This window comes from Synechococcus elongatus PCC 11801 (genome assembly GCF_003846445.2).
GTDB lineage: Bacteria > Cyanobacteriota > Cyanobacteriia > Synechococcales > Synechococcaceae > Synechococcus > Synechococcus elongatus_A.
This window is the reverse complement of record NZ_CP030139.2, coordinates 1,070,462-1,085,860: the sequence shown is the minus strand read 5'-3', so window position 1 is coordinate 1,085,860 and position 15,399 is coordinate 1,070,462. Positions and strand designations below refer to the sequence as shown.

Here is a 15,399-nt window from a genome sequence, read left to right as displayed (position 1 = left end):
TTGGCGGGAATGCGGTAGTGGCCGAAACCACACAAAATCGCCTCCATTTTGCCACGGCTCTCGAGCCTACGCAGGTTTTAGATGGCATTTGCCATGGGTTGGCAGCGATTGAAGAAGGTTTGTAGCGCTTGGCGATCGCTGATCCCTTCCAGGCGATCGCGAATGCGACCGTCTTCAAACCAGATCAGCGTCGGCAGCGTTGTGAGTCGATAGCGATTGGCCAGCGTGAAATTTTCATCGGCGTTGATGCTGACCACCCGCAGATTTTTGCTAGCGGTCTGATGCCATTGTTCGAGGCAGGGAGCTAAGAGTCGACAAGGCCCACACCAGGCAGCCCAGAAGTAAACCAGAACAGGATCTTTTGCTTGGAGTACTTCAGCGCTGAAGGTTTGCGCTGTGACGACTGGAAGCATACGGCGGGAACCCTCTCTGCCTTGGGGATCATGCTACCAGCCGATTTCAGCAAGTGCAGCAGTTGCTTGGGGAATCCAGCGATGGGCAAACCAGAACAACCCGATCGCGATCGCTACGCCAAGGTAAGCCGGTCGCACAAACTCTTTCCAGACAAGGGTTTGCTTGCCTTGGGCGATCGCTAGGAAGGGAATGATCGAGGTGCGCGACTTGAGTTCTTCAAAGGCTTCGCCATAGCGTTTCCGCAGACGGCGATCGCCGTGCCAGATGCTGAACAGGTGATGCGCAATCAAACCGGCACTGGCAACCATCATGAAGGAGGTGCCCAACCAGAGGCTATGGGCAATACACCAGAGAATCTGGCCAAAGGTTTGGGGATGGCGGGTAATGCGAGTGATCCCAGTTTCATAGAGCCGCACCTGAGGCTGGGCGATCGCGGCAATTTCTAGCAAGTTAAAGGTCGCCGGATAGAGGAAGACAAAGGAGATTGCAGTCAGCACCCAGACGAGCGGAGCAATCCACGGGATTCCCTGCAGCTGCCAGAGCAGCGCGCCATCGTAGCGATGCAGCAGAAAGTAGCCAATTGTCGCGACTGCGAGCGGCAGGCTGACGAGGGCAAACAGAATGCGATAACCCCGCGCCCCAATTTTGGTTTCGCCCCAAGGTCGCAATGCAGCCAGCCCGCTATGGGCGATCGCAAACAGCAGCAGGAGCACCAGCATGATCGTGTGGCTGGGCGTCCACCAAGACAGGGGCATGATCCGACCGAGATAAGGATTCCAGCGTTTGAGTCTAACGCGATCGCTAAACGCCACCCTAGTCAGCCGCTAACGCGCCGAAGGGCCGCGCAAGTATTTAATGAAGGCAGGGATCATGGCGCGATCGCCGTGTAGTCCCGGCATCCCACTCTTGCCAGGACAGCGTTCATGTCCGATTTGCCTTTCACTCTGGACCAACTGCGCATTTTGCGAGCGATCGCCGCTGAAGGCAGCTTCAAACGCGCCGCCGACAGCCTCTATGTGTCGCAACCGGCGGTCAGCTTGCAGGTACAGAACCTCGAGCGCCAGCTGAATGTGCCGCTGTTCGATCGCGGCGGACGCCGTGCCCAGCTCACGGAAGCAGGGCATTTGTTGCTGAGCTACGGAGAGCGAATCCTCAGTCTCTGTGCTGAGACTTGCCGGGCGATCGAAGACCTTCAGAACTTGCAGGGCGGCACGCTGATCATCGGCGCTAGCCAAACCACGGGAACATACTTGCTACCGCGCATGATCGGCCGCTTTCGCCAGCGCTACCCCGATGTGGCAGTGCAGTTGCACGTTCACTCCACACGGCGAACCTCTTGGAGCGTGGCTAATGGACAGATTGATTTGGCAATCATTGGCGGTGAAGTGCCAACAGAGCTGCAGGATTCCCTAGTCACGATTCCCTACGCTGAGGATGAGCTGGCACTGATTCTGCCGGTGTCCCATCCCCTGACTCAGCAAGCGACTGTCCAACGCGAGGATCTCTACAAGCTGCAATTCATTGCCCTCGACTCTCAGTCCACGATCCGCAAGGTCATTGACCAAGTGCTGAGTCGCAGCGGCATTGAAACCCGCCGCCTACGGATTGAGATGGAGCTCAACTCGATCGAGGCGATTAAAAACGCTGTTCAGGCAGGTCTTGGTGCCGCCTTCGTCTCGGTTTCCGCGATCGAAAAAGAGCTGGAAATGGGGAGTTTACACCGCGCCCACACCACCGATCTCTGTGTCCAGCGAACACTGTCGGTGATCTACAACCCCAACCGCTACCGATCTAAAGCAGCTGTGGCTTTTAGCCAAGAAATTTTGCCGGACTTTGCTACCGAAAACAGCCCGCTTTGGCAAGGGCGAGCTAGCCTCGACGATTTCACCCCCAAGCGATCGCCCGTTGCCTAGAGCGAACGGGGTGAAGGTTGCCCCCAGCGTTGCAGACAAGCGGCTAGGGCTGCCGCTGCTGCTTGGTAGAGATCAAGCGTTGCAGCTCGCGGCAAGCTAGGAATGGGCTGGCGATCGAGCTGATCAAGAGCAGGTAACAAGCGATCGCGGGCAATGACTAGCACTGGCTTAGTGGGTCCCTGCCAGACATCTGCCAAGTCAATCAGGTAAGCCAACACCGGCCAGAGAACTGGAGCGATCGCCTCTGGTGATTCAGTTGACCAGCGCGGATTGACAGCAGCGATCGTGTCGCAGCGTTGCCAGCAGCGAGCATGAGCGAGCTGGAGCAGCCAGACCGGACAGCTTGGCGACAGAGGTTCAACCAAAACTGGCCAAGGCTGCGATCGCGCCTTTAGCCATTGCCACAAGTCCACGTCAGGCAAAACAAAACCTTGACCCTGAACGGACCAAGGCGGAGGAAGTTGAGCCTGCAATAACTCAACGGATGCAGGGGCTATTCGGTAAAGCAAGCCCGAACGACTGCGATCGCGGTTGAGGCGCGGCGTTACTAAAGTCGCAGCCGTCAATTGCTCAGCGAGGTGAGTCCGTAGACTCAGCACTTGCACTAAACGACAGCTTGCGGCACACCCATGCTGTAGTTCAGCACGCGGCAGTTGAGGTTGTAAGAGATTTCGCCGGCTTGCAGCATTTGGCGCAGCAAGACTTCCAGTTCGGAACCAATCCGACGGAGGTTGTACTCGCTCAATTCTTGACCGGCGTAGGATTCGACGAGGTCATCAAACTGGCGATAGACCTTTTGCAGCGCTTCCTCATTCCAGTTGAACTCGTTGTCGGGATCGACATCCAGCGTCAACACCGTGTCACTGGGTTGGAGTTCGTTGTCTTCGATCTCGGCCGTGAAGATGCGGATGTGGCGGGTCGTAGATTTTAGAAGCATGACTCGCAGACGGACCGCTGAAACGTCACCATCATTATTGCGGAGCGATTGCACTTTAGGCAGCTACCCCCAAGCGATCGCGGATCAGAATTGTTACAGAATGCAACGTATACTGAAAAGCGATTCTCTTGTCCTTCCAGCCAACAGCCATGCGCGTAGCGATCGCCGGTGCCGGACTTGCCGGACTCTCCTGTGCCAAATATTTGGCCGATGCCGGTCATACGCCCATCGTTTATGAACGTCGGGATGTGCTCGGCGGTAAGGTTGCGGCTTGGAAAGATGAAGATGGCGACTGGTATGAAACCGGCCTGCATATCTTTTTTGGGGCTTACCCCAACATGCTGCAGCTCTTCAAAGAGCTGGACATCGAAGATCGCCTGCAGTGGAAATCCCACTCGATGATCTTTAATCAGCCGACCAAGCCAGGCACCTATTCGCGTTTCGACTTCCCTGATATCCCCGCCCCGATCAACGGCGTGGCGGCCATCCTTGGCAACAACGACATGTTGACCTGGGAAGAAAAAATCAAATTCGGTTTGGGCTTGTTGCCAGCGATGATTCGCGGCCAGTCCTATGTCGAAGAGATGGATCAGTACTCCTGGACAGAGTGGCTGCGCAAACAGAACATTCCTGAGCGGGTCAACGATGAAGTCTTCATCGCCATGGCCAAGGCACTCAACTTTATTGACCCCGATGAAATTTCAGCCACGGTCGTTCTGACGGCGCTGAACCGCTTCCTCCAAGAGAAGAAAGGCTCGATGATGGCCTTTTTGGATGGTGCTCCGCCTGAGCGTCTTTGTCAGCCAATTGTGGAGCATGTGCAAGCTCGCGGCGGCGACGTGTTGCTCAATGCACCACTCAAAGAGTTTGTGCTCAACGAGGATGGCAGCGTTCAAGCTTTCCGGATCGCAGGCATCAAAGGCCAAGAAGAACAATTGATTGAGGCGGATGCCTACGTTTCGGCGCTGCCGGTCGATCCGCTCAAGCTACTGTTGCCGGACGCATGGAAAACCATGCCCTACTTCCAGCAGCTCGATGGCCTGCAAGGCGTGCCGGTGATCAACATTCACCTTTGGTTCGATCGCAAGCTGACGGATATCGACCACCTCCTGTTCTCGCGATCGCCGCTGCTCAGTGTCTATGCCGACATGAGTGTTACTTGCCGCGAGTACGAAGATCCCGATCGCTCGATGTTGGAGCTGGTGTTTGCACCCGCCAAGGACTGGATCGGTCGCTCCGACGAAGACATCTTGGCTGCAACCATGGCCGAGATCGAGAAGCTCTTCCCGCAGCACTTCAGTGGTGAGGATCCCGCCCGTCTGCGCAAATACAAGATTGTCAAAACGCCGCTGTCGGTCTACAAAGCGACGCCAGGACGTCAGCAACATCGGCCCGATCAAACTAGTCCGATCGCCAATTTCTTCCTGACTGGCGACTACACCATGCAGCGCTACCTCGCCAGTATGGAAGGGGCTGTTCTATCTGGTAAGCTGACAGCGCAAGCCATCATTGCTCGCCAAGATGAGCTCCAACATCGCAGCAGCGGACGACCGCTGGCCGCGAGTCAGGCGTAAACACTGTTACCCATGTTGCAGTTGCTTACTCTGAGCCCCTTCTGGTCACCCTCTCACCCCCGACTCGCACCGTCTGTCTGATGCTGCAGATGATTCCGGCACGGCCTTCACGGGCGCTCGCCTCTCTGTCGGAGGCCTACGAGGAGTGCCGTCAAATTACCGCTCGCTACGCCAAGACCTTCTACCTCGGCACTCTATTGATGCCGGAGGCCAAGCGTCAGGCCATTTGGGCTATCTATGTTTGGTGTCGCCGCACTGATGAACTCGTCGATGGCCCCCAAGCTGCGCAAACCACGATGGCGACGCTGGATGCTTGGGAGCGCCGTCTCGAGAATGTCTTTGCGGGCAGACCCGAAGACAACTTAGATGTGGCGTTGGTCGACACCCTCGATCGCTACCCCCTAGAGATTCAGCCCTTTCGCGACATGATCGAAGGGCAGCGGATGGATCTGCTCCAAAACCGCTATTCCACCTTCGACGATCTCTACACTTACTGTTACCGCGTCGCCGGCACGGTAGGGCTGATGTCACAACCCGTGATGGGTGTGGAGACAGGTGTCAGTCGTGCCCCATGGGATCCGACAACACCTCCAGATCCCACTGAAGAAGCACTGGCGCTGGGGATTGCCAATCAGCTCACCAACATCCTGCGCGATGTCGGTGAAGATGCCCGTCGCGGCCGTATCTATCTGCCGCAGGAGGAGCTAGCTAGCTTCAATTACACGGAGCAAGATCTGTTCAATGGCGTGATTGACGATCGCTGGCGAGCCTTTATGCAGTTCCAACTCGATCGCGCTCGTGATTACTTTGAGCAAGCCGAACGGGGTATTCGTCAGCTCAGCCACGATGCTCGCTGGCCGGTGTGGGCGTCGCTGATGCTCTATCGCGAAATTCTCGATGTGATCGAGCAAAACAACTACGACGTTTTCCGGCAGCGAGCTTACGTGCCAACTTGGCGGAAACTTTGTAGCCTGCCAGTAGCAATGCTGCGCGCGACAGTGCTCTAGTAGCGATCGCAGACCCCTGTCAGAAAGTTGATCAGCGGATCAATAACAAGCGATCGATCAATCGTTGGGCTTGTTGGGCGTACCCCCCGCCAAACAGATTGACGTGGTTGAGCACGTGATAGAGGTTGTAGAGATCACGGCGACGGCGATAGCCTGCGTCGATCGGCCAGGCTTGGCGGTAGCCGTCATAGAAAGCAGAAGGAAAGCCACCGAATAGTTCCGTCATCGCGAGGTCAACTTCGCGATCGCCATAGTAGGTCGCTGGGTCAAAAATGACCGGTGTGCCATCTGCCAAGAAGCCAGCGTTGCCCGACCAGAGATCGCCATGCACCAGCACAGGTTGAGGCTGATGATCGGCCAGAATTTCAGGAATGCGATCGCAGAGCACCTTCGTGTTCGGCCAGCGATATCCCTTTTGAGCCGCTAGGTCCAGTTGAAATTGAATGCGCTGCGTTTGCCAGAACTCTCCCCAATTTCGCTGCCACTGATTAATCTGTGGGGTTTGGCCAATCACATTGTCGCGGTGCCAGCCAAAACCCTGAGCGGAGTACGTCTGATGATGGAGCCGAGCAAGGTCAGCCCCTAATTGCTGCCAGTCACTCAGCCCACGATCGAGATCTAACCATTCCAGAACGAGGTACGCCGTGCGATCGGCTTCTCCCCAAGCGATCGGGGTAGGCACTCGGATCGTTTGACGGGCTGCGATCGCCGTTAACGCTTCTGCTTCCGCCTCAAAAGCAGTCAGACAATCAAGCTGATTGAGTTTGACAAACCAAGCACTGCCATCTTCCAGCAACAGTCGATAGCTGCGGTTGATGCAGCCTCCCCCCACCGGTTGCACTTGCTGAATTGGGCTGGGGCGATCGCTCTGAGCTTCAATTGCTGCTGCGATCGCGATCCAAAGAGACTGAGCTTCAGCCATGCTCGCCCGGCAAAATCTCGATTGTGGCGCAGGCTTGAGGATCGAGATAGGTCTGCACGGCTAGCTGAAGATCTTCAGTACTGAGAGCATGGATTTCATCCACATAATCAAAGGCTGGCTCTAGACTGCCTAAAAGCGTGCCGTAATAGCCATACAAACTGGCGCGATCGCTGGGGCGCTCATTGCCAAAGATGAAACGATTGACGACCTGACGTCGAATTTTTTCTAACTCTGCCGTCGTGACTCCTTCGTTTTGGAGCTCTTGCAGTTCAGCGAAGATCTGGGTTCTGACGGTTTCTAAATGGGCCACTGGCAGGCGAGCGGAGATAGCGAATAAGCCTTGATCGCGGTAAGTCGAGTTACTGGCAACGATATTACTGACTAAGCCCTGCTGTTCACGTAGTTGAGCAACGAGACGCGACGTGCGACCACTCGCCAGAATGGAGGCGATCGCATCCAGCGCATAGGTCCGCGACAATTGGTTCAGTCCTGGTACGCGCCAAGTTAAATACAGTCTTGCTTGGTGCAGATCAGCATCGTGATAAGTGATCTGTTGCGGTTGGCTGAAAGCAGGTTCCGGCAACAGCGGCGATCGCTGGCTGATCACGGGTGCATGATCGGCCATGGCAGCCCGTACTGCATCGATCATCTCGGATTCTGGGAGGTCACCGACCACCACAGCAACTAGCTGATTGGCGCCATACCACTGACGATGAAACGCCTGTAAATCCGTGAGTTCTAGTTGGGCGATCGTCTCGTAGGGCCCTAGTACGGGGCGGCGGTAGGGCAGCCGTTCAAAGCTGGCCTCCATCATCCGGTAATAAGCGCGGCGGCGAGGATTATCCTCAGCGCGACGAATTTCTTCTAGAACAACCCGGCGCTCACGCTCAAATTCGGCCTCTGCTAGCAGCGGATGGAGAACCACATCCGTTTGTAGGGAGACAAGATCCGCAAAATCGTGGGGCGCACAAGTGAAGTAAAAGTGCGTATAGTCCTGACTCGTGGCGGCATTGGCGATCGCACCGCGCGCTTCAACTTGTTGTTCAAACTCACCAGCCTTGAGTCGCTGACTTCCTTTGAACACCATATGTTCCAGAAAGTGAGCAACCCCATTGATGGCATTCGGTTCAACCACAGAACCGATTTTGACCCAGAGATCAAAGGTGACGGCAGGAACAGGCAAGCGCTCTGCAATGATTGTTAATCCATTTTCAAGTTGCTGCCAGTGGGGAGCATTCAAGCGGGGAGCAGCGAGTGCAGCAACCATGAAGCGCACAACCTCGGAACAGTCAACTCTATTGCCCTATGGTGACATCCCATCCCGAGACTTTGGTCAGGAGTGTGCTGATCCTTGATAGTGAGCGAATTCGGCTCACAACATGACATCTTTCTTCATTTCACCTTGAATAATCATTGCGTTTTCTTATTCTCCAGCACGCCGAATCTAGGCTGAGAGCATCCTGCCTAAACTCCGCTGCTATGGATCGACTGAAACGCTATCGTGTCGCCTGCACGCTTACTTTTGGCGATATTTACGGTCAGATTATTATTTGGATTATTGTCATTTTGCTGAGCTTAGCCGCTGCCTTGGCACTGATGGGAGCGCAGCAACCTATCTATGCACTAACGACTGTTGGCTTAATTCTCGTTGTTTCACTACCTTTCCTGCTCTTTGCTTTTGTGACAACACTCCTCAACCACATTGAGCTTCGTCCTCTCGAAACGAGTGCAGAGTCCACAACGACAGCTGCTGCCGAGATGCCATTTGGCAACCCAGCGATCAACCCTAGCTAGAAACTAGCGTAGACACGTCTCTCGCGATCGCTCCTGGTCTTTTACCGTTATCCAGTCAATGAATCATCGTTGGCTGGATTTTTTCTGTCTCTACTTGCCTAAGATATTGTCGAGTGTTCCTATCTGTTATTGGAGACTACTGCCACCTGTCCAAGCCCAGAAGCGATCGAGAGCAGGTTGCAGCTGATATCTCACTGCTTGGTCAACTGCGATGATGGTGCGATCGCGGAGGCGATCGCGGATACGGCTGAACATGGCACTCAGGTCACAGCCTTGAAGATCTTGGCAAAATTCATTGCGACGAACACGAGCTTGAATACTTAACCGTTGATTGCGGACGAAGCCGACCGGAGCTCGTCGCGGTGTCATTCGGACAAGAAAGGGAACATGGGCATAGTTCAAAACACCATTGCTCATCCAGTCTGCATCTGCCGGTGTAAATGGCTTCTCACCCGGAATAATTAAGCGAGACTTCGAGGCATGATCAGGCATATAGGCTGCCAAATAACCGAGACGGCGGGATAGGGTGATTGCCTCATTCATCGTCATGCCATCCTTGCTCATAAAGAAGGAGAACTGACCATCGGGTCGAAGACCATAGACGACACGAATACGCGGTAAAAAATACCGAAATTCTTGCTGAATTCCACTGTTATAGCCACCACGATATTCAGGTGGCACTTGTTGAGTATCGTTGTAAATGGCATGCAGACCACCAATAAAGGTCTCATAACGCGCTTTTCGCTCAGGCGTTAGAGCACCATAGCCAAACTCCACACGACCATTCTGGGTCACGCCAACGAAGGCACGTTCTCGAGCAGCTGCACGATTCCGAGCCCAAGTAATCGATCGCCCAAACTTCATATCCCCGAGCGCAACGCCGATTTCTTGGTTGGTTTGCTCATCAACGACCCGCTCATACATGGGTCCAGAGACAAAGGCTAAAGCTCCGCGATCCTTAAAGGCCGCGTCTTCCTGATCCCATCCCTTGAGGAGATCAATTCGGACCCAGCGTGGATCAAAACTCAGAACGGTTGCCTCTGGCAAATCAGCGATCGTGGCACCTGATTGATAAGCCGAGAGGCGTGGCTTGGCACTTGCCGATCGCGATAAAGGCTGCAAGATATTCGCGGGTAAAATGGCTGTCGCAGCCGGATTGGTAGTTGTCGTCTCTGTCTCTGTGTTGGCGATCGCCCGAGGTAGAGGATTGTTTAGACAGCACAAAGCAACTGTCAGCGGGACAACCCAACGTTTGGCAAGTGACATAGCCTGCGGATGACTAAAGCAGAGGGACAAAAATTATACGGTAGGAGTCTCAGAGATTTTGGGTATCGGAGCCATAGGTGATCTGCGGAGATTGATAATTCGGCGGCTCAACGTGAATGGTAACGCGGATTGGCGCGTAGCGTTCTGCAAGGCGATTTTCTACGGCTTCAGTAATTTGATGAGCTGTTGCTACATCTGTCGCATCCACAACTAAATGCATATCAACAAAAATTTGGCGACCAAGGAGGCCACGTGAAGCAATGTCATGGCAATTGATCACGCCCGGCACACTAGTTACAACTTGGTGAATTGCTTCTGGCGCGATCGCAATTTCATCAACCAGCCATGGAAGATTACTCTTGAGGACAATCCAGCTACTCCGTAGCACCAAGACAGCGACTGGTAGCGCTAGCACTACGTCCAGCCACTGCAAATTGAAAAAACGGACCCCAATCAAGCCTGCCAAAACCACCAGCGTGATCCAGATATCACTCATGGTGTGATAGGCATCAGCAATGAGAATTTGGCTGCCAAGTCGCTTACCAACCGATCGTTCGTAAAAGGCAACATAGATATTGATGCCGAGAACAATCAGCAATAGCCATAAATCAATCGAGTTGATTTTGAGTGGATCGCCGGGCGTGATTAGCCGACTGATTGCCCCACGCATGATTTCAAAACAAGTAATCCCGAGAAAAGCTGCAATTCCTAGCGCTCCGATCGCCTCATATTTATGATGACCGTAGGGATGATCGCGATCGGGTCCTGGTGCTGCTAAACGATTGGTAAATAATCCCAGAATATTGTTGACACTATCGGTAACGCTGTGCAGGGCATCCGCTAAAAGGCTTAGAGAGCCTGTCATGAAGCCAACGCCAGCCTTAATGACAACGACCAACAGATTGAGCCCAAGAGTCAGCAGAAGAACAAACTGAACTTGGCGGTGATGTTCTGAAGCCATAGCTGGCAACCAGCGGATCAGTCTCTAGTGTAGATCCGAGAGTTGTTATCTCAATAACAGGCCACCTAAAACAACACCCGCAAAGATTAGAAATAAAACAGCGCTAATTTGGGTCAGCAAGCGCTCTGAGATATGGCGACTGACCCAGCGTCCAACGCTGACAGCAATGACTGCCACGATCGCGTGACCCAAAATGGCACCAAGTGCAACCCCCCAAGCACTGCCGGCTGCTGCCAACGCCATCGTTGTGAACTGGGTGCGATCGCCCCATTCCGCCACAAACACCAAGCTAAATGCTTCTAAAACGACCGCCAAAATGGTGATCCGCTTTCCGAGCTTGGCCTCAGCTCCTTCTACGATCGCTTCTGCTTCCGCCTCTTCTTCGCTGTCTCCCGCGACCGGCATCCGTGAAGCATCCAGCCAAAGTTTGATCCCGAAACCTGCAAAGAAGGCAATCTCTGCCCAGCGCACCCAAATTTCCGGCAGCAATCGATTGGCAACTTGACCGATCGCGACTGAAATCAACGTCATCAAAGCCAGTGCTAACACCGTCCCCAGAAAGATCCAACGAGGCCGATGGCGCATGGCTAACAAAGCCGCAATCAAGAAGGTCTTGTCGCCAAGTTCAGCAATGCTGATAAAGATCAGACCGCTGGTAAAGCCTTTGAGGAAAACAGGATCGATCGCAAGCAAGGAAGACACGTTTGAAGCGCCAGAGTGGGCATGACTCTAGTCACCCTATCACTGAAAGCCATGCACAAACTTTCATGATTGGTTCATATTTGATCGACGCAAAACGATCGCCTAAGCTGTCTATTAACAATCGACAGATAATTAATTTGCTGATAAATTTAAGATTTTTTATTCACGATATTTTAAGTTTTTCTGGAGATTTTTTAACAAAATAAAAGGCTCAAGTTATTGAGCCTTTCTTGAAATTAAGTTGAGATTTAGCGCCGCTCTAATCCATCGGCAATTCGTTCTAATGTCGCTAGCATTTGCTGCTGAACATCTGGCTCATGGGGTTCCGCTGCAGCGATCGCCTCTTCCTTACGTTTGAAACGCTCAATCGCACGAATTACCAGATAAAGCACGAAGGCAATAATCAGAAAATCAATGACAGAGCTGGCAAAGCTACCAATCTTGATACCGGGCCCAATGACCGCAGCTCGCCAGTCTCCTCCTGGAATCAGGGGATTGACGAGTGGCATCACCAAATCGCCCACAAAAGAGCTCACGATCTTATTGAAAGCACCGCCAATAATCACGGCAACTGCTAGTTCAACAACATTGCCTTTGAGAATAAAAGCCTGAAAGTCACGGATAAATCCTGTGACACGCGCTCGTCGGGAAGCCATATCAATTTCCTCAACTACTCAATTTCGCCTACTGTATCAAGCGCGATCGACTGTCTCTGCGCCGATGCTAGGACTTGTTAACACTTGCTCAAGTGCTGAGCCGTAGGGCGGATACAGAATCCCCCGCTCGGTGATGATCGCTGTCACCAGTTCAGCAGGCGTGATGTCAAAGGCTGGATTCCAAGTTTTGGTGCCCGCTGGAGCGATCGCCTGCCCGCGAATTTCGGTAATTTCGCGCCCGTCTCGCTCCTCGATCTCAATCTCAGCACCTGTTGCCAAACTGCGATCGATCGTGCTAACTGGGCAGGCCACATAGAACGGCACCCCATGAGCCTTGGCAGCAAGCGCTAAGTTGTAGGTGCCGATTTTATTGGCGACGTCACCGTTAGCCGTAACGCGATCGCAACCGACTAAACAGCAGTCGATCTGCCGCTGCCGCATTAAAAAGCCCGAGGCTCCATCCACGATCACCGTGTGGGGCACCCCGTAGGCTTGCAGTTCGTAGGCCGACAGGTTGGCTCCTTGCAGACGCGGCCGTGTTTCATCGAGATAGGCGTGGATCTGCTTGCCCTGCTCGTGGGCGATGCGGATGATGCCGAGCGCAGTGCCGTAATCTACTGTTGCCAGAGCACCCGTGTTGCAGTGGTGAATGACGTTGGCTTGCTGCGGAATCAACGCTTGCGCATTCAGGCCAATCTGGCGATTGACCGCCACATCTTCGTTGTAGAGTTGCTGCGCTGCTGACAGCAACGTTGCTTGAATCGCCGCCGCATCCAAACTGGGATCCGCGATCGCAGCCAACATCCGGTCAACGGCCCAAGCCAAATTGACAGCAGTGGGTCGTGCTGCTTTGAGTGTCTCCGCCGCGATCGCAATCTGGTGTCTCAGCGCGTCTGCATCCGCAGTCGATGACTGCTGGCTCGCCAAAACTAAACCAAAAGCGGCAGCCACCCCAATCGCTGGTGCACCACGCACCACCATGTCGCGAATGGCGATCGCTACGCCTTCCGCATCGTCATAGAAGCGGTAGATCGTTTCTTGGGGCAGCGATCGCTGATCGAGCAGACGGAGTTGCTGACCCGTCCACTGGATGCTCTGAAAAGGGCTCATGGCAGCTTGCAAGACATTGATCCATCCTCGCTGCCGAGGTTGACCCTTGCCAAGCACCGGCAATACCAGCAGCGATCGCCGTTCTTCGCTATGCTGATGCCCGGCTTTATTGCGATTGGAATGCTCCACAGTTCTGACCCACGCCAAGCCCTGAGTTGGGTGATTCAAGACCTGCACCAACGGGGCTGGGCAGCAGGCACCGGCGGCAACTTTAGTTTGGTCACGAACCGCGATCCGCTACGACTGCTGATGGCCCCCAGTGGGGTCGATAAAGGACTGGTGCAGCCGGATGACCTGATTGAAGTGAACGCCCAAGGTCAGGTTTTAGCGGGTCATGGCAAGGCTTCCGCTGAAACGCTGCTGCATTTAGCAATCATTCAGCAGACCGGTGCAGCTTCTGTACTGCACACCCATTCGCCGATCGCGACCTTACTGTCCCGCCGTGCTGAAGCCGCTACGGCGATCGCTTTTTCTGGTTACGAAATGCTGAAAGGGCTGGAAGGAATCACCACCCACGCCACGGAAGTCCGCCTGCCCGTTTTCCCCAACGATCAAGATATGGTTGCTCTCAGCCAAGCCGTTTTGCCGAACCTACAAGCGGCACCTCCTTGGGGCGTTTTGATTGCAGGACATGGTCTCTATGCTTGGGGCAACAGTCTCTTTGCTGCGCGCCGCCACGTCGAGATCCTAGAATTCCTGCTGGAACTGCACTATCGCGAGCTGGCGATCGCTAGCCACTAACTTCTTCCATGCCACTTCCTGCTGACGTCACCACGCTACTGCTCGACATTGAAGGCACGACGACGCCCGTCGATTTTGTCTTCAAGATGCTGTTCCCCTACGCCCGCGATCGCGTCGCTGACTTCTTAGCCACTCACGGCACAAATCCCGAGGTGCAAGCTGACCTTGAGTTGCTGCGGCAGGAATACGCGCAGGAGACGGCAGCTGGGGTTCCGGCTTGGACAGGCGAAGATGCGATCGCTGCGGTGCCCTACATCCACTGGCTGATCGACAGCGATCGCAAATCAACAGGACTGAAATCCCTGCAAGGCAAGATTTGGCAGCAGGGCTATGCCAGTGGCGAAATCAAAGGTCAATTATTTGCCGATGTAGTGCCAGCTTTTCAGCGCTGGCAAGCTGCAGGACTGGCGATCGCGATCTTTTCCTCGGGAAGCGTCCAAGCCCAGAAATTGCTCTTTGGCTACAGCGAAGCGGGCGACCTCAGAACTTACCTGAGCGGCTACTTCGATACGCGGACAGGTCCGAAGCGAGAAGCCACAAGTTACACCGCGATCGCGGCACAACTCGGACAAGCGCCCCAGCAGATTCTGTTTGTCTCCGATCTTCCGGCGGAACTCGAGGCAGCGGCAGCGGCTGGATTCCAGACCCGCCTTTCGGTGCGACCAGGAAATGCCAGTGTCGAAATCGGTGACTGGTTACCGATTCACAACTTCGACGCGCTCTAGCCCCACGCAATCAGCGGCGGCGTTCCTGCAACTTGCGGTAGACCGATCGCAAGTCAACGTTGTGCTGAGCGAGTGCCACTAGCGTGTGGAAGAACAAATCAGCCGCTTCGCCGGCTAGGCCATCAGCGTCATCGTCCTTGCAAGCCATCACCACTTCGGCGGTTTCCTCACCAATTTTCTTGAGGATTTTATTGTCACCGCCGGCAAACAGCTTGCTGGTGTAGGAGGTCTCGCTGGGGCGATCGCGGCGATCGCAGACGACCCGATAGACCTCCGTGAGGATATCTGCAGGCGGCGGCGTCACCACTTCTGCATCGCGATGGAAGCAACTGCGCTCCCCGGTATGGCAAGCGATGTCACCGATTTGTTCAATGGTCAGCAGCAGGGCATCGCTGTCGCAGTCATAGCGAATCGCCTGCAATTTCTGAAAGTGGCCGGACGTTGCACCCTTGTGCCACAGTTCTTGGCGCGATCGGCTCCAATACCAAACCTCGCCAGTTTCCAGCGTTTTCTCCAACGCCTCACGGTTCATCCAGGCCAGCATCAATACGGTGCCGTCCAGATAATCTTGGGCGATCGCAGGCAGCAGACCCCGCTCATCAAAGCGGAGTTGATCAAGCGGCAGCGACAGAGACAGAGGAGCCATGAGCCTCAGGCTGGGTGACTGTTCTACGCTA

The 15,399-nt window shown here is 54.4% G+C and carries 18 protein-coding genes; 6 read left to right on the top strand and 12 right to left on the bottom strand.

All coding sequences use genetic code 11. From position 1 onward, the window contains the following. Positions 1 to 77: 77 nt before the first annotated feature. Together DOP62_RS05195 and DOP62_RS05190 are read right to left on the bottom strand one after the other, a co-directional pair. Positions 78 to 413 (bottom strand): thioredoxin family protein, encoded by a 336-nt coding sequence (locus DOP62_RS05195; protein ID WP_208672674.1) that lies wholly within the window; start codon positions 411 to 413, stop codon positions 78 to 80. A 33-nt stretch (positions 414 to 446) separates the two neighbouring features. Further along, positions 447 to 1,169: an NnrU family protein gene (locus DOP62_RS05190; RefSeq protein WP_208672672.1), complete on the bottom strand. Its 723-nt coding sequence runs from the start codon at positions 1,167 to 1,169 to the stop codon at positions 447 to 449. Between the two features lie 168 nt (positions 1,170 to 1,337). Here DOP62_RS05190 and DOP62_RS05185 point away from each other — a divergent pair, with 168 nt between their 5' ends. Continuing rightward, positions 1,338 to 2,327, top strand: a complete 990-nt coding sequence (locus DOP62_RS05185; RefSeq protein ID WP_208672670.1) for a LysR family transcriptional regulator — start codon at positions 1,338 to 1,340, stop codon at positions 2,325 to 2,327. Here DOP62_RS05185 and DOP62_RS05180 read toward each other — a convergent pair. Both DOP62_RS05180 and DOP62_RS05175 read right to left on the bottom strand, forming a co-directional pair. After that, complete coding sequence (locus DOP62_RS05180) at positions 2,324 to 2,932, bottom strand: hypothetical protein (RefSeq protein WP_208672668.1); 609 nt, start codon at positions 2,930 to 2,932, stop codon at positions 2,324 to 2,326. The two genes, DOP62_RS05185 and DOP62_RS05180, sit on opposite strands and share 4 nt — an antisense overlap. Further along, positions 2,932 to 3,264 carry an NAD(P)H-quinone oxidoreductase subunit M gene (locus DOP62_RS05175; protein WP_208672666.1) on the bottom strand — a complete coding sequence of 111 codons (333 nt, stop codon included), beginning with the start codon at positions 3,262 to 3,264 and terminating at the stop codon, positions 2,932 to 2,934. The genes DOP62_RS05180 and DOP62_RS05175 overlap by 1 nt, the downstream gene beginning before the upstream one ends. A 149-nt stretch (positions 3,265 to 3,413) precedes the next feature. On the opposite strand from DOP62_RS05175, the gene pds reads away from it, so the two are divergent. Next, a complete protein-coding gene (gene pds / locus DOP62_RS05170) occupies positions 3,414 to 4,838 on the top strand; it encodes a 15-cis-phytoene desaturase (protein WP_208676955.1) in 1,425 nt (474 codons plus the stop codon). An 80-nt stretch (positions 4,839 to 4,918) separates the two neighbouring features. Then, on the top strand, positions 4,919 to 5,845 hold the full coding sequence (gene crtB, locus DOP62_RS05165; RefSeq protein WP_208672664.1) for a 15-cis-phytoene synthase CrtB: 927 nt from the start codon (positions 4,919 to 4,921) through the stop codon (positions 5,843 to 5,845). Between the two features lie 31 nt (positions 5,846 to 5,876). Here crtB and DOP62_RS05160 read toward each other — a convergent pair whose 3' ends face one another. Then, positions 5,877 to 6,767, bottom strand: coding sequence for a fructosamine kinase family protein (locus DOP62_RS05160; RefSeq protein ID WP_208672662.1), 891 nt, complete (start codon positions 6,765 to 6,767; stop codon positions 5,877 to 5,879). Next, complete coding sequence (locus DOP62_RS05155) at positions 6,760 to 8,034, bottom strand: M16 family metallopeptidase (RefSeq protein WP_208672660.1); 1,275 nt, start codon at positions 8,032 to 8,034, stop codon at positions 6,760 to 6,762. The genes DOP62_RS05160 and DOP62_RS05155 overlap by 8 nt, the downstream gene beginning before the upstream one ends. 212 nt (positions 8,035 to 8,246) lie before the next feature. On the opposite strand from DOP62_RS05155, the gene DOP62_RS05150 reads away from it, so the two are divergent. Then, complete coding sequence (locus DOP62_RS05150; RefSeq protein ID WP_208672659.1) at positions 8,247 to 8,561, top strand: hypothetical protein; 315 nt, start codon at positions 8,247 to 8,249, stop codon at positions 8,559 to 8,561. Between the two features lie 126 nt (positions 8,562 to 8,687). On the opposite strand, the gene DOP62_RS05145 is transcribed toward DOP62_RS05150, so the two are convergent. The 5 genes from DOP62_RS05145 to mtnA form a co-directional block, all read right to left on the bottom strand. Next, the gene (locus DOP62_RS05145) at positions 8,688 to 9,827 is read right to left on the bottom strand and encodes a hypothetical protein (RefSeq protein ID WP_208672657.1); all 1,140 of its coding nucleotides are present in this window, start codon (positions 9,825 to 9,827) and stop codon (positions 8,688 to 8,690) included. A 49-nt stretch (positions 9,828 to 9,876) separates the two neighbouring features. Continuing rightward, the gene (locus tag DOP62_RS05140; RefSeq protein ID WP_208672655.1) at positions 9,877 to 10,788 is read right to left on the bottom strand and encodes a cation diffusion facilitator family transporter; all 912 of its coding nucleotides are present in this window, start codon (positions 10,786 to 10,788) and stop codon (positions 9,877 to 9,879) included. A gap of 45 nt (positions 10,789 to 10,833) precedes the next feature. Further along, positions 10,834 to 11,490, bottom strand: coding sequence for a TMEM165/GDT1 family protein (locus DOP62_RS05135; RefSeq protein ID WP_208672653.1), 657 nt, complete (start codon positions 11,488 to 11,490; stop codon positions 10,834 to 10,836). Positions 11,491 to 11,738: 248 nt separating this feature from the next. Further along, positions 11,739 to 12,146, bottom strand: a complete 408-nt coding sequence (mscL, locus tag DOP62_RS05130) for a large conductance mechanosensitive channel protein MscL (protein WP_208672651.1) — start codon at positions 12,144 to 12,146, stop codon at positions 11,739 to 11,741. Positions 12,147 to 12,182: 36 nt separating this feature from the next. Next, the gene (mtnA, locus tag DOP62_RS05125; RefSeq protein ID WP_208676953.1) at positions 12,183 to 13,256 is read right to left on the bottom strand and encodes an S-methyl-5-thioribose-1-phosphate isomerase; all 1,074 of its coding nucleotides are present in this window, start codon (positions 13,254 to 13,256) and stop codon (positions 12,183 to 12,185) included. Positions 13,257 to 13,376: 120 nt separating this feature from the next. On the opposite strand from mtnA, the gene mtnB reads away from it, so the two are divergent. Both mtnB and mtnC read left to right on the top strand, forming a co-directional pair. Then, on the top strand, positions 13,377 to 13,997 hold the full coding sequence (gene mtnB / locus DOP62_RS05120) for a methylthioribulose 1-phosphate dehydratase (RefSeq protein WP_208672649.1): 621 nt from the start codon (positions 13,377 to 13,379) through the stop codon (positions 13,995 to 13,997). An 8-nt stretch (positions 13,998 to 14,005) separates the two neighbouring features. Then, a complete protein-coding gene (gene mtnC / locus DOP62_RS05115; protein ID WP_208672647.1) occupies positions 14,006 to 14,722 on the top strand; it encodes an acireductone synthase in 717 nt (238 codons plus the stop codon). A gap of 10 nt (positions 14,723 to 14,732) precedes the next feature. On the opposite strand, the gene hisIE is transcribed toward mtnC, so the two are convergent. Continuing rightward, positions 14,733 to 15,368, bottom strand: a complete 636-nt coding sequence (gene hisIE / locus DOP62_RS05110; RefSeq protein ID WP_208672645.1) for a bifunctional phosphoribosyl-AMP cyclohydrolase/phosphoribosyl-ATP diphosphatase HisIE — start codon at positions 15,366 to 15,368, stop codon at positions 14,733 to 14,735. Positions 15,369 to 15,399: the final 31 nt, after the last annotated feature.

What these genes read in the sequence shown, in the direction of transcription:
- DOP62_RS05195 (WP_208672674.1), bottom strand. Translation starts at nt 413, where the DNA reads ATGCTTCCAGTCGTCACAGCGCAAACCTTCAGCGCTGAAGTACTCCAA.
- DOP62_RS05155 (WP_208672660.1), bottom strand. Translation starts at nt 8,034, where the DNA reads ATGGTTGCTGCACTCGCTGCTCCCCGCTTGAATGCTCCCCACTGGCAG.
- DOP62_RS05175 (WP_208672666.1), bottom strand. Translation starts at nt 3,264, where the DNA reads ATGCTTCTAAAATCTACGACCCGCCACATCCGCATCTTCACGGCCGAG.
- DOP62_RS05160 (WP_208672662.1), bottom strand. Translation starts at nt 6,767, where the DNA reads ATGGCTGAAGCTCAGTCTCTTTGGATCGCGATCGCAGCAGCAATTGAA.
- mtnA (WP_208676953.1), bottom strand. Translation starts at nt 13,256, where the DNA reads ATGAGCCCTTTTCAGAGCATCCAGTGGACGGGTCAGCAACTCCGTCTG.
- pds (WP_208676955.1), top strand. Translation starts at nt 3,414, where the DNA reads ATGCGCGTAGCGATCGCCGGTGCCGGACTTGCCGGACTCTCCTGTGCC.
- DOP62_RS05190 (WP_208672672.1), bottom strand. Translation starts at nt 1,169, where the DNA reads ATGCCCCTGTCTTGGTGGACGCCCAGCCACACGATCATGCTGGTGCTC.
- DOP62_RS05150 (WP_208672659.1), top strand. Translation starts at nt 8,247, where the DNA reads ATGGATCGACTGAAACGCTATCGTGTCGCCTGCACGCTTACTTTTGGC.
- DOP62_RS05185 (WP_208672670.1), top strand. Translation starts at nt 1,338, where the DNA reads ATGTCCGATTTGCCTTTCACTCTGGACCAACTGCGCATTTTGCGAGCG.
- hisIE (WP_208672645.1), bottom strand. Translation starts at nt 15,368, where the DNA reads ATGGCTCCTCTGTCTCTGTCGCTGCCGCTTGATCAACTCCGCTTTGAT.
- mtnC (WP_208672647.1), top strand. Translation starts at nt 14,006, where the DNA reads ATGCCACTTCCTGCTGACGTCACCACGCTACTGCTCGACATTGAAGGC.
- mtnB (WP_208672649.1), top strand. Translation starts at nt 13,377, where the DNA reads ATGCTCCACAGTTCTGACCCACGCCAAGCCCTGAGTTGGGTGATTCAA.
- mscL (WP_208672651.1), bottom strand. Translation starts at nt 12,146, where the DNA reads ATGGCTTCCCGACGAGCGCGTGTCACAGGATTTATCCGTGACTTTCAG.
- DOP62_RS05140 (WP_208672655.1), bottom strand. Translation starts at nt 10,788, where the DNA reads ATGGCTTCAGAACATCACCGCCAAGTTCAGTTTGTTCTTCTGCTGACT.
- DOP62_RS05145 (WP_208672657.1), bottom strand. Translation starts at nt 9,827, where the DNA reads ATGTCACTTGCCAAACGTTGGGTTGTCCCGCTGACAGTTGCTTTGTGC.
- crtB (WP_208672664.1), top strand. Translation starts at nt 4,919, where the DNA reads ATGCTGCAGATGATTCCGGCACGGCCTTCACGGGCGCTCGCCTCTCTG.